The organism is Paenibacillus konkukensis, from assembly GCF_023523925.1.
Taxonomy (GTDB): domain Bacteria; phylum Bacillota; class Bacilli; order Paenibacillales; family NBRC-103111; genus Paenibacillus_S; species Paenibacillus_S doosanensis.
On the sequence record NZ_CP027059.1, the window covers coordinates 684,710 to 698,345 of the forward strand.

Here is a 13,636-nt window from a genome sequence, read left to right on the forward strand (position 1 = left end):
GCCACAGGTTGCCGCATCACTGCCCCTTCAAATTTTTCTGATACCATTCTTGCGCCAGCTTGTCGACATTATCCCCGCCAAGACGCTTCCATTCCTTGCGCAGCTGCTCCATCCCCCACTGCGGCGTGTACTGCGTTCCTCCGGTAATGACCTTCGTCTCAATTTCTTCCGACAGCGGAGCGAACGACGTTTGAATTTCGCTCAACTCAGGGAACGTAGGGTTGAACGGAATGTCCCGACGGAATTTATTTTTCATCGCTACCGTCAGCGATTCGCCCTGCAACTTGGCGTACTCTTGCGAGATGGTATCCTGGGCCGCCATAATCGCGAAATCTTCCGGCTTCGGACTGTATTGATCGAGCACGGCGTACTCAGGAGCATAGATGATCTCCTTTTTGTTCTTCTCGGCGTCGATCGCTTGCGGAACCCCGTTCACCAGCTTGTAGTGCACGCCTTCTTGACCGAAGCGGACGTCGAACCAGTTTTTGTCGATCATCCAGTCGAGCAGCTTGATGGCGGCTTGCGGGTCCTTCATATTTTTGTTGAAAACGATCAGCTTGTTGGCAGGCGGCTCTTGGTACAGACCGAACTTGCCGTATTTCGTGGAGACGGGCTCGAAGGGAACGAGCTTCGCATCCGGCACGTTTTGCTTCAGCTCGCGGTACTCCGATGGAATATTCCAGCTTGCAAAATAAACGCCCGCCTTGCCCGTAACAAACAGCTGCCGTTCCTTTTGATAGTTTTTATCGGTAATATATTCCTTATCGACCAGCCCTTCGTCAAACATCGCTTTCAGCGTGGCCAGAACATCGGCGTATCTGTCCGTAAAGTTGCCTTTGACAATTTTGTCGCCTTCCAGATACCACAGCCCTCCGTGGGCCGCATACAAGGCCTGAATAATCCCGGTATAGTTAAAATTGAAGGCGGCGCCGAGCGTATCGTTTTTCCCGTTGCCGTCAGGGTCCTTATCTTTGAAGGCGCGCAGCACCGTCATCAGTTCATCCATCGTCGTCGGCATCTTCAAGCCGAGCTTGTCGAGCCAATCCTGCCGAATCCACATCGCATGGTTCGCTATCGCATCGATTCCGCGCGCGCTGGTGGCGATATACGTCTTGCCGTCGAACATCGTATACGGCTTCAACTCCGGATGCGCTTGCAAATACGCCTTGTACGAAGTGCTGTATTTCTCAATATACTCGTCGATCGGCTGAATCGCGCCTTGATCCTTGAGCGTCGACATATAATCGCGCCCGTATTCCCACATCAAGTCCGGCGCTTCCCCCGCCGCAATAAGCGTATTCAGCTTCTGCGTCGACTGTGTGCGCAAAATCGGCACCCATTTAACGTTAAGTCCCGATTTCTCGTTAATATACTTCGTTACGCGATTGCTTTCGTAGGTGCCTTCGTCGCTGGCGATTTGCCCGCGATCGAGGATCGAGATGCTGACCTCGGGCTTTTTCGAGCCGTCGTCCTTTTTTCCGTCGCCGCTCTGTCCTTCCTCGCTCCCCGAGGAGCAGGCTGCAACCATCGTCGTAAGCAGAGTCGTGCCCAGCAAAACGGCCATACGTTTACGTTGGATCATCGATAACTTCGCCTCCTGTTTATATAACCTGCAATCGCTTTATCCTTTCAACGAACCGATTAAGACGCCCTTGACAAAATATTTTTGCAGGAACGGATAGACGCATAAGATCGGCGTCACCGAAATCATGATGGCCGCCGCCCGGATGCCTTCCGGCGAAACCAGCGTCTGCATGACCGCGCCCTCGCCTCCGTTCGTCGCGCCGGCATTGAGCAAGCTCTGGCTCGTCGTATCGATCATCTGCAGCAGCTTGACCATCAGCGACTGCTTGCCGGAGCTCGTAATGTACATCAGCACGTTCATGTACGAATTCCACCAGCCCACCGCATAGAACAGTGTCAGCGCAGCGATAATCGGCAGCGACAGCGGAAGAATAATGCGCCATATAATGACCAGATCGTTGGCGCCGTCGATCGACGCCGATTCCTCCAGCTCCGCCGGCAAATTCTCGAAAAACGTCTTCATCACGAAAAAGTTGTACGTGCTGAGCAGTCCCGGCAGCCATAGCGCCCAATAGGTGTTCATAATCCCCAGCGTTTTAATCAGGATATAATTCGGAATTAACCCGCCGCCGAACAGCATCGTGAAGGTGATGATCATCAGGAACGCGCTGCGTCCCTTGAGCCGCTTACGGCTGAGCGGATAGGCCGCTATGATCGTCATCGCGATATTGAGCGCCGTTCCGACGACCGTAATGACGACGGTGTTTTTCATCGCGACCAGCAGCTGGCCGTCCTGAATCAGATTGCTGAACGATGCGAAGGTAACATCCTTCGGCCACAAGAACACTTCTCCGGAGCTGATCGCTCTGGAACCGCTTAAGGAAGTAGCCAGCACGTTGACGAAAGGAAACAAAGTCATGACGGCCAAAGACGCAAGGATGACATACAGTAAACTATAAAGCAATCGAGAAGCTGGTGATGAGTGACCGGACATTCGTTTCCCTCCTTACCATAGCCCGTTTTCCCCCATGGCCTTAATCAGTTTGTTCACGCCGACGACCAGAATGAGCCCGATGACCGATTGAAACAACCCGAGCGCCGTCGTGTAGCTGTACTGCGCCCCTTCCAGTCCGACATGGTATACATAGGTGCTGATAACGTTCGAAACTTCGTATACCGCTTTATTTTGCAAAATAAAGACTTGCTCGAAGCCGACGTCCATCATCTGCCCGACCCGGAGAATGAGCAGTATCGCAATCGTGCTGCGGATGCCGGGAATCGTTACATGCCAAATGCGGCGAAGCTTGCTCGCTCCGTCGATCTTGGCCGCTTCGTACAGCTGCGGGTCGATGCCCGCCATAGCCGCCAAATACAGAATCGTCCCCCAGCCCGCGCTCTGCCATATGCCCGACACAATAAACATGATCGGCCACCAGAAGTTGCTCGCCATGAAGTAGACCGGCTCCAGCCCAAGCAGCTTCAGCACGGTATTGACGATGCCCGTGGACGGCGACAGCAGCGCGATGACGATACCGCCCAGAACGACCCAGGAAATAAAATGCGGAATATAGAGCAGATTTTGTATCATTCGTTTGTACCACTCGACCCGCACCTCGTTGAGCAAAATCGCCAGCAAGATCGGGACGGGAAAAGCGAAGACGATGCTGTATACATTCAGCAGCAGCGTATTTTTCAGTACATTGAAAAAATCCGGACTGGTAAACAGCCGCTGGAAATGCTTGAGCCCGGCCCACTGGCTCCCCCAAATCCCGTCCGCGAACCGGTAGTTTTTGAATGCGATAATTTCGCCGAACATCGGCGCGTACTTAAAGATCAAATAATACGCCAGCACCGGAACGAGCAGCAGGTATAAATATTTGTCGCGTTTGATATATTTCCATGCCGCCTTCCATCTTCCGGCCTGCGCGGACGATACGGTCCGGCTTTGCTCTGCGATATCGCCGATTGGTGAACTCATGCGTTCCACCTCCTCTCTCTGCGCTCTCGGATTACATTGTCATCGTATACGCTGAGGGCGCAACTTGGAAATATTCACTTTTTAATCCTTTGCACCGTTTTTAAGCCTTGGCTATAGAAATGAGGCGAAAAAGCCCGCTGCGGCGTCCATCGTTCTTCCCGGCGCAGCTGTCCCCGGTCGTTGCTTTGCCCTTGAACGGGCCGAACACCGCGGACCGGGGCGAACGCTCTTGCCCGGATTTTGGGATTATTTTTTTTCTATGACTTTAAGTTGCTGTCCTTCAGCCGCCGTTCTCATTTTTTAATCCGCTCACCTTTTTTAACCTAATCTTGATTTTCACCGCTATGGAGCGTCGTTTCCCGGTATTCTCCGGGTGTTAGGCCGGTATACTTTTTGAAAATGCGGATAAAGCTTTGCGGATTGTTGTAGCCTACGCTCTCTGCGATCGCTCCGATTTTCAGCTTCGGATCGGCGAGCAGCTCCTTCGACTTTTCCATCCGGATGCGGATCAGGTGATCCATGAAGTTCGTCTCGGTCGTCTCTTTGAACAGCTTGCTCAAATAAGGCACGCTCAGGCCGAACTGCGAAGCCATCAGATTAAGCGACAAATCGCTGTCCATATAATGCTGCTCCAAATAACGGATCACCTGTCCGATCGTATCGCCGCTGCCTTTTCCTTCCCGCTTCTCGCCGGCCAGAACGATAAGCTGCTTCAGGAACGAGGCGATATATCGTTTGATTTCGTCCACGCTGCCGCAGGAATCGATCCGGTAATAAATATTTTCGTTCGGATCGAGAAATCGCTTAATATCGAGCCCTTTCTCCGAAACCGCCTTGATCGACTTCATGATCAGCTGAATGCACATTTGCTTGATCATTTCCGGAGGCACGCTGCTTGCGATAATCTGCCCGAACAGCACATCCAGCTGCTCCTCCAGCTTCGTTTCGTCCGGGTTGCGAATATGTCCGACGACCGAATCGCCGAGCGCCCATATCCGGTAAAATTGATCGTTGTGATTGCCGGTAATATCGTCGACGGAAATGACCGTATTCTCTCCCATGATCAGTTTATACTTCAGCGCGTTGAGGGCTTCCTGATATGACCGGTGAATCCCTTTCAGATGAAGATGAGGGCTCCCGACGCCGATCGTCACCGTCTGCTTGAAATGAGTCTCCACGTAATCCTTGACCAGATCGGCCGCCTGCAGCGCCTGAATCTGGTTGGCCTTGGGATCGTCCTCCTCGAAGCTCATAATGGCGGCTGCGCTGCCGTCGCTGATCTCGACCGCCACTCCGCTGCATACGCCCGATACCAGCTCCTGGGCGACATTGCTGATCGCATAGGTGAACAGATAAACATCGCGCGGGGAGGCGATCTCCTGAATCCGGTCCAGCTCGATGACCATAACGACAAAGCGGGAGTCGTAGAAGCGGATGCCCAGCACGTCGAAATATTGAACCATGCGGTTATAGCTTGTCGTATCGGCCATCAGAAGACTCATGATGAGCCTCCACTTGAGCGCGGGCAGGCTCTCGTGCATCTGCTTTTGCAGCGATTCGTTATCCGACATCATCTGCTTGAAAAATTTCTCCATATACGTCAAATCGCCGGGACGCTCCATTTTCTTACCCGCAAACGAACGAAAGAAGCGGTCCAGCGGACGGAACGTGTAGCTGCTTACCGCATAGACAAGCGCAATCGCCACGAGGCACATCCCCGCTGCGATCGCCAGCAGCAGGTTGCGGGTAATTTCCAGCGGCCGATTCATGACCGGGTTCGGCACGATGCTGATATACTTCCAGCCGTTATAGGCGCTGGATACGTAGAAGGTCGTAAAGCTGCCTTCCGGGGTGTCTTCAATCGCATAGCCGGTGCCCTGCATTTGCTCCAGAGCGGGCGCCGCCGGCAAACTGTCGAGCGGTGCGTACAGCTGCTGTTTATTTTGCGAGGAGATGATCGTTCCCTGCTCGCTTACGACCAGCGTTTGGCCGAGCCGCTGCTTGTCCACGTCCTCCATCAGATCCGCTATCGTCCTCTCGTCGACGTTCACGATAATGGCGCCTTTGCGGAACTGCGGATTGCTGATTAACGGAAATTGGCGCACAAGGGATATCACATTTTTTTCCAATTGAAATGCATTGCTAATTTGCGTAATCGGGCGGGTGTCGAGCCATTGCTGGTACCTCGTCATCCCGTTAAACGCGGGCAGCCAGCTCATATCGTAGAAGTCGGCCTCGTCGGCGTACGTGCTGTCGGTCAGCATGCTTTTGTTCTGGATGGAATACAGGTAAAAGGACGAAATATTGCTGTTCGCATTCATCAGCGTCTTGAACTTCGCATTCAAAATATTGAAGTGGTTAAACCGCAATTCGTCGGTCGTATACTGCCCGTTCAGGAGGAAGGCAACCTCCGGCTCCTGAATAAAGTTAATCGTGTTCGTGTCGATCTCCCGCAGCATCATCTCGATCTTCTGCTGAACCAGGCTGAGCAGAGCGATATTCGTATTTTTCAGCTGATCCTCCAGACTGCTCTTGGAGCTTAAGTACGACAGCCATACCGTAGCGGATATGATCATCAAAAATACGATTCCGTAAATCATTTTGAACCGGGCCGTAATATTCCCTTGAAACATAGATCCCTCTCCCCCTGTATTTATTGGTTCGCCCAGCCTACTTGTAAGCGGATTCAAATAATCGGCGCAGCAAACTTGCTTCCTTCTCTCTTCACTAACAGTCTGTCCGATGAAACACGTTGTAAGGTATCTATGCAAATGACCGAAACTAAGCAGCGTTAGCGGCCAATTATGCAGTCATGATTCAGTCGCTATGCTGCGCAATGGCAACTTTCGTCGGACAGACTCGCAAAAGAGCGGTGAACAAGGCCGGCTGCGGCGTCCATTTGTTCCTCCAATCGCTGTTGAAAACGGATTCTTTGGATTGTTTTAACGCTTACGCTTTTCCAGATTCAAACGGCCCCTCCGCTCTTTTTTCACCAGGCTTCTAAGAGTCTGTCCGATAAGCGGCCGAAGAGTCGATAGAAAGTTGGAGCAGCGTAAGCGATCGCCTTTGTAGACGGATTTTCTTTTCTCCGCTTTAGCGGTTCAAAATGAAAAAAATCCGGCTACAACAGCGAGTGGAAACTTCTATCGACCGCAGGACACGACGAAATCACCGCGCTTCTAAAGCATATCATAAAAAAGTTGGCAGGATAAACAACATATGGATAAAATGAAAAACAACCCGTTCAAGCTTCATGAAGAAGCGTGTACGGGTTGTTGCTAAGAGAGCGCTGGGCGCAATGCAAACTGTAACGGACATGTCAGCCGTTATTGACGACCATATCGGCCTTTATCATTTCTAACGGACACGGATGCAGCTATGATGATCCATATGCCGCCGGAGCGAGCCGATTGAGGCGAATAAGCGCCATGACGTCCGTTAGCATTTGCAAAACGGCGAATTGACGCGAATTAAGCGCCGTGACGTCCGTTAGCTTACCGCTTCCACCTGAGCAGCCGCGGTCAGCGCGCGAAGCGTGCCCGCACAAGAATTCTACGCGCAGGAAAGCCTGTCTCCGTCAGCTGCTGGAGCCCCCGCTGGAATGCGAGCTGCTGGAGGAAGAGCTGCCGATGCCGCCCTTGGACCCGGAAGTGCCGCTCGAAATACCGCTTGAGGAGCTGGAGCCGCTCTTGCTGCCTGAGGATACGGAAGAAGACGAGCTTCCGGACGATGAGCCGGAGCCGGACGCGCTTCCTGTCGCCGGATGCGAGCCGGAGGATGCGGCGCCGCTGGAGCTCGTTCCCGTCTTCGCTGTTCCTGTGGCGCTCGCTGAGCCAGTAGAGCCGCTTCCCGTCGTCCCGTTAGAACCGGCGTTCCCTCCGGCGCTTTTCTCCGCCGTACCGGCACTGCTGCCGGAACCGCCGTTCGCCGTGCCGAACGATCCGGTACGCGACGATGTCGTCGGCGTGTTCGCATTGCCGGACGGCGCCGGCGTCGGCGCGGTCTTGCCGCCGGTTCCCGCCGCAGGCTGGGACGGGGCCGGTGCCTGGGCTTTCCCGGCTCCGGCCGCAGCCGCGCCGATCGCCCCGATGGCAGCCCCGGCGAGCGCTCCCGTGATCAGCCCCGAAGAAATCGAGGAGCTGCGTCCGTAATAGGTCGCGCCGTCATGGTCGTAAGCGTACTGCTTATCGTACGCTTCTCCCGAATCGTCACAGCGGTTGTCGTTATTATCATCCGCGCAATAATCTTTCTGCGTGCCGCCGTACGGAGGCGCTTGCTGATTGTCCGCCGGCTGCTGCGTCGTCTCCGAGTAGCCGCCGTTAGCCGCGGCAACCTGCTGCGCCGCATTGTTCACGGCTGCGGGAGGATTGGCCGGCGTCTGTCCGCAGCCGGCGAGCGCGGTCGCCATGAATACCGACACCAGCATCGCCGACTTATTGAGCGGAGGCGTCTTCCCTTTGTTGTGATCCTTTGCTTGTTTTTGCCGCATTGTTCCACCCCATTCGAACCTATGAATCGCATATTCATCCATTTTATCATATTGGAACGCCTGAGATCCTGCCATCATTGACAAAATTCAGGCGATTGCGCAGAGCGGCAAGCCGCCCCCCGGCTTTTTCCAATACTTACTAAGACGCAATATCCCGCCAAAAGGTTTCACTTTCCCGGCACAATACTCCGTTATAACCGAATATCCGACGACTCGCGGACAATCAGCTCGGATTCGAGCACCAGAACCCGGTCTTCTTCCTTGAGCGAGTCATGCTCCAACTGATGAAGAATTTTGTCGACGATCGCTCTGCCCATGCGAATTTTCGGCTGGCTAACCGTGCTCAGCTTCGGGGTAATGTACCGGCTGATTCTGTCATTGTCCACCCCTACGACGGCAATTTGTCCCGGAATCGCAATATTGAATTCGCGGCATGCCTTGTATACGCCGAGCGCCATTTCATCGTTGGCCGCGTAGACGGCCGAAAAGCTGACCTTCTTATCCAACAGTCGCTTCATCGCTTCATAGCCGCCCCGCTCGTTGAAATCGCCGTTCTCAATCAGCTCAGGCAAGAACGGAAGGTGATGCTCCCGGAGCGCCTTCATATACCCCTCCAACCTTTCGAAGCTGTCAATCGCATCGGCGTAACCGCTTAAGAACACGATCTCTTTATGCCCCTGCTCTACCAGATGGCGCACGACCTCCTTGGAAAATTTCACGTTATCCGTAAACACGCACGGCACCTTGCCGTTCCCGACATACCGCCCGACGATGCCGATCGAATAATTCATGTCGACGATCCGCGCCAATTCCTCCTCGGACAGCTGCGGAGTGACGAGAATCATGCTGTCCACCGTCCGGTTAATCAGCAGATTAAGAAAATCCAGTTCCTTTTCCTTGTTGTTTCCCGTATCGCAAATGATCACTTTATATTTTTGGGCGTACGCCTTGTTTTCGATGCCTTTAATAATTTCCGCATAGTAAGAGTTGTTAATTTCCGGAACAATGACGCCGATGGTCATCGTTTTCTGCGAGCGAAGGTTTTTGGCGGCCGCATTGGGCAAATAACCCAGCTCCCGAATGACCTCCATCACCTTCTCTTTCGTCTTGGCGTTAACGTTGGCCGTATTGTTCAGCACGCGGGAGACGGTAGCCGGAGAAACGCCCGCTCTTGAGGCTACATCGACAATTTTAATATCCATAGTCATCTACCTTATCCTAAGTTAGCCTTCTTGCAAGCTATTGTAAAAAATATACTGCATTGAGAAATCGATTTCAAGCATTTTTTTCATAGAATCGCGTTTCCTGTGCCGGATCAAGCGCTCATCAATGGAACCGCCCGACTCTATGATTATATTTGAAAACGATTTCTGAATGTCGTTTTTTCACATATCCCGAAGCCTTCTATTCCCTTGCTCCATAAAGGATTGGCGTTTTTCCGCCATGAGCCGCCATGATCGGCATTTTTAACAGATTTTTATTTTCGCTTAACGATCTTTGCATTTGCTTATTGACTTCCTGATGCTGGGATTATTATAATAAATCGTGAAATCGATTTCATGATTATGTTCACCTCTGACCAGTAGCTAATGGTCGAATCTGTTTTCGCCAAGCATGCGGAATGTCCTTGTTTTAAAATCGGCTCAGCGTCACCAAATTCCTTTGTAAGCGTTTTATAATAATTTATAATTGCGACCAAATCATTGCGTTTGACAAATTTTCGCCATGGGGGGCAAATAAAATGAAAAAACATACATATGCTTTGGCCGGAACCTTATTGTTGTTAGGCAGCGTCCTCGCCGGCTGCTCCGGCTCCGCTCCTGCAGCGGATACGCCCGCGTCGTCCGGCACCGCCACAGGCTCCGGCTCGGCCGCGGCGGTTGTGGATAAACCGGTGGAGCTGTATTTTTACCACAACGGCAATATTACCGAGGAGCAGTTCCAAACGATGTACGGCAACTACATGAAGGAAAAGCTACCTAACGTCACCGCCAAATTCGTGCCCAAAGATAAAAACGTATCTCTAGCGGAAATGATCAGCAGCGGAACGACCAAAATCGATATTTTCATCGATTCGATCGGCCAAATCGGTCTGAAAGGCTCGCTTCTCGATATCGGCTTAAACCAGGATCTTACCGATCTGGTTAAAAAGCATAACGTCGACTTGAACCGTTTCGAGCCGACCACGCTGGAGGCCATTCAGGTTATGGGCGGGCTGTACGGGCTGCCGATCAGCAACAGCGCGCTTGTGCTTATGTACAATAAAGACATTTTCGATAAATTCGGGGTTGCCTATCCGAAGGACGGCATGACGTGGGATGATTTGGCCGATATGGCCCGCAAGCTGACCCGTTCCGAGGGCGGAACCCAATATGTCGGCTATACGACGTCGATCAACCATTTTCTGCGGCTCAACCCATTGTCTTTGGCCAACATCGATCCGGCGGCCAAAACGGCTGCGCTCGAAACCGACGACTGGAAAAAACTGATTCAAGAAACGCTGGTGAAGCCGATGCAGGTGGAAGGCTACAACCAGGTATTGAACGACTTGCAGAAGCAGTGGTATAAGATCCCTTACCTTGACGAGTTTTCAAAAACGCGCAATGTGGCCATGTTCAGCTTCATGTACGGCGATTATTCGTGGGCTAAGGATATGAATTGGGACGTAGCGGCGCTGCCGACGTTCGCGGATAAGCCGAAGATAGGCAGCCAAGCTTATCCCAGCTATATGTTCGTCACTTCAACCAGCGAGCATAAGGATGAAGCGATGGAAGTCATCAAATTGTTTATTTCGGACGACTACCAATCCCAGCTGTCCAAAACCGGAGGCATCACCATTTTGAAAGACGAAGCGATCAAGCAGCAGTTCGGCTCCGAAACGCCGTTGAAGGATAAGAACATTAAAAACGCCGTCTTTTACAACGCCTTCGCTCCTGCGGCTCCAAAAACCAGATTCGACACCTATGTCGAAGACGGGATTCGCGGTCAGATTACCCCTCTCTTGTTAGGCGAAACGGATCTGAATACGGCGCTGCGAACGGCGCAGGAAGGGATCAACAAGAAGATCGAAGCCGATACCCAATAATTGATTGCCGAAATATACGACGGCCTCCAGACGCTTCATTAAAGCGCCGGGAGGCCTTTTTTCTGCCGCTCGTTCTCCGTTATACGGTTACATTGACTAGAATCCGTAAATACCAGATAATGAAAACTACGCTGATTCGAGGTGATTTCCACGATGACGAATTCCTCTTTACGGTGGAAAGGTATCCACTACGATGTCGGCACGCATACGCGCAGCCGGCATACGTCGTCCCGCGACACGTTCGATCACGATATCGTGCGCCGGGAAATCGAATTGATCCGAAGCGAGCTGAACTGCAATGCGATCCGCATTTCCGGTCAGGATATCGAGCGGCTGACCTTCGCCGCGGATTGCGCGCTGGAGCAGGGGCTGTCGGTATGGTTCTCGCCCGCATGGATCGACGCAACCGAACCGGAGACGCTCCGCTATTTCGCCGAATGCGCCGAAGCTGCGGAGAAACTGCGCCTGCGCTCACCCGAGGCCGAGGTGATCTTTGTAGCCGGATGCGAGCTTTCCTTATTCATGAGCGGGCTCATTCAAGGGCGCACCAGCTTCGACCGCATTCAGACGATGATGAAGCCTTGGCTGCTGCTCAAAAGCACGCTTGTCAAAGGCTCCTTTCACAAGCGGCTCAACCGTTTTCTTGCCCGGGCGACCGCGGAGATCCGGCGGCATTTTCACGGGCCGGTCACTTATGCCTCCGGCTCCTGGGAGAACGCGGATTGGTCGCTGTTCGACATCGTCGGCATCGATTATTACCGGGACGCCATGAACCGGAGCTCTTACCGGGATAAGCTGAAAGCTTATTTTGCCTACGGAAAACCGGTCGTCGTTCTGGAGTTCGGCTGCTGCACTTATCGGGGAGCGGAGGACAAGGGCGGCTACGGCTGGGCCATCGTCGATCACGATGCGTCGCCCAAGAAGCTCAAAGGCCGTTATGTGCGGGATGAACAGGTACAAACCGCGTACATGGAAGAGCTGCTGCAGATCTTCCGGGAGGAAGGCGTCAGCGGCGCCTTCTGGTATACGTTCGTCAGCCAGACATACCCGTACGCCGAGCAGCCGGAATACGATCTGGACACGGCCAGCTACAGCGTCGTCCGAACGATTCCCGGGCGGCATGGAACCGTCTATCCCGATATGCCCTGGGAGCCGAAGCGATCGTTCTACGCGCTGGCCGCATGCTATAAGGAATAACCTTATGCCGGATCGCCGATAGCGCGGCCGTCCACCATAACCGTCCAGTCTTTCAACTCGCCGCCCTGCCGCGCGCCCTACAGAGCTAACCCTCCGCCGATCGTTTTATCGTACGGGCTGTCTTCGCGCCAACAGAAATTTGTTCATATTTATCCTCTACAGAAGCGCTTGGGTCGCTTCGGGCGTGAACGGGGTAAGCTCGCCGGTGCGGCCTTCCTTCACTTTGACGGCCCACGCCGGATCGGCCAGAAGCGCGCGGCCTACGGCGACCAAGTCGAACTCCTGACGCTCCAGTCTGTCGAGCAAGCCTTCGATCTGCTCGTTGGCGGCGCCTGAGCCTTCCCGGAAGTAGCTCATAAAATCCCCGTCCAGTCCTACGGAACCGACGGTTACCGTAGGCTTGCCGGTCAGCTTCTTCGTCCAGCCGGCCAGATTCAGCTCCGAGCCCGCAAATTCAGGCTCCCAGAAGCGGCGGGTCGAGCAGTGGAACAGGTCGACCCCCGCGTCCGTCAGCACCGTCAAAAACCGTTCAAGCTCCTGCGGGCTCTCCGCCAGCCTGGTCGTATATTCGGCCGTTTTCCATTGGGAAAAACGCAGCATAATCGGGAAATCCGGCCCTACCGCGCGGCGGCAAGCTTCTATAATTTCCACGGCAAACCGCGCGCGGCCGATCAGATCCCCTCCGTAACGATCCGTGCGCCGGTTCGTCCGCTTCCAGAAAAACTGATCGATCAAATAACCGTGTGCGCCGTGCAGCTCAATACCGTCGAACCCGAGCCGTTTGGCGTCGGCGGCTCCTTGAGCGAACGCTTCGACGACGGCCGCAATCTCCTGCTCGGTCATCGGCTCCGCCACCTTGGCGCCCGAGGCGTCGAGCCCGGACGGACCGATCGGCATCGCTTCGGGATTGGGCAGATCGCCGACTTTGCGCTGCGTTCCCGCATGCCACAGCTGAGGCATAATTTTGCCTCCAGCCGCATGAACTTCTTCGACTACGCGCGCCCAGCCGGCAAGCGCTTCTTCACCGTGAAAATTCGGGAGGTTGGGACTCCCACCGGCAGCCGGGTGATTGATCAGCGTCCCCTCCGTCACGATCAGGCCGACTTCGTTCTCCGCACGGCGCCGGTAATATGCGGCTACATCCGGTCCGGGAACTCCGTTCGGCGAAAAGCCGCGGGTCATCGGGGCCATAACGATGCGATTGGCCAGAGACAGTGTGCCTCCTTGAAACGGTTGAAACAAAGCTTGAACGGATCGTGAATCAGTCATTATCGATTTCCTCCATCCTTATAATAACTAGCAGCGGAAGATGCATAGTGCCATTATAGCAATATTCCGATAAAAGTACACTGCATTAACCGGC

Annotated in this window: 9 protein-coding genes; 2 read left to right on the forward strand and 7 right to left on the reverse strand. The window is 53.6% G+C overall.

Annotation, left to right across the window (positions count from 1 at the left end; genetic code table 11):
• Positions 1 to 16: 16 nt before the first annotated feature.
• From SK3146_RS02915 to SK3146_RS02940, 6 genes are all read right to left on the reverse strand, one after another.
• Positions 17 to 1,582 (reverse strand): extracellular solute-binding protein, encoded by a 1,566-nt coding sequence (locus SK3146_RS02915; protein ID WP_249863660.1) that lies wholly within the window; start codon positions 1,580 to 1,582, stop codon positions 17 to 19.
• A gap of 39 nt (positions 1,583 to 1,621) precedes the next feature.
• Positions 1,622 to 2,488, reverse strand: a complete 867-nt coding sequence (locus tag SK3146_RS02920; protein ID WP_249863661.1) for a carbohydrate ABC transporter permease — start codon at positions 2,486 to 2,488, stop codon at positions 1,622 to 1,624.
• A 42-nt stretch (positions 2,489 to 2,530) separates the two neighbouring features.
• Positions 2,531 to 3,502: an ABC transporter permease gene (locus tag SK3146_RS02925; protein WP_249863662.1), complete on the reverse strand. Its 972-nt coding sequence runs from the start codon at positions 3,500 to 3,502 to the stop codon at positions 2,531 to 2,533.
• 323 nt (positions 3,503 to 3,825) lie between these two features.
• Complete coding sequence (locus SK3146_RS02930; RefSeq protein WP_249863663.1) at positions 3,826 to 6,135, reverse strand: helix-turn-helix domain-containing protein; 2,310 nt, start codon at positions 6,133 to 6,135, stop codon at positions 3,826 to 3,828.
• Between the two features lie 944 nt (positions 6,136 to 7,079).
• Positions 7,080 to 8,069, reverse strand: coding sequence for a hypothetical protein (locus SK3146_RS02935; protein ID WP_249863664.1), 990 nt, complete (start codon positions 8,067 to 8,069; stop codon positions 7,080 to 7,082).
• Positions 8,070 to 8,182: 113 nt separating this feature from the next.
• Positions 8,183 to 9,199 (reverse strand): LacI family DNA-binding transcriptional regulator, encoded by a 1,017-nt coding sequence (locus SK3146_RS02940; RefSeq protein ID WP_349655186.1) that lies wholly within the window; start codon positions 9,197 to 9,199, stop codon positions 8,183 to 8,185.
• Positions 9,200 to 9,732: 533 nt separating this feature from the next.
• On the opposite strand from SK3146_RS02940, the gene SK3146_RS02945 reads away from it, so the two are divergent.
• On the forward strand, positions 9,733 to 11,076 hold the full coding sequence (locus tag SK3146_RS02945; RefSeq protein ID WP_249863665.1) for an ABC transporter substrate-binding protein: 1,344 nt from the start codon (positions 9,733 to 9,735) through the stop codon (positions 11,074 to 11,076).
• Positions 11,077 to 11,229: 153 nt separating this feature from the next.
• Complete coding sequence (locus SK3146_RS02950; RefSeq protein WP_249863666.1) at positions 11,230 to 12,273, forward strand: glycoside hydrolase family 113 protein; 1,044 nt, start codon at positions 11,230 to 11,232, stop codon at positions 12,271 to 12,273.
• 156 nt (positions 12,274 to 12,429) lie between these two features.
• Here SK3146_RS02950 and SK3146_RS02955 read toward each other — a convergent pair whose 3' ends face one another.
• Positions 12,430 to 13,542, reverse strand: a complete 1,113-nt coding sequence (locus SK3146_RS02955; protein ID WP_249863667.1) for an NADH:flavin oxidoreductase — start codon at positions 13,540 to 13,542, stop codon at positions 12,430 to 12,432.
• Positions 13,543 to 13,636 lie beyond the last annotated feature (94 nt).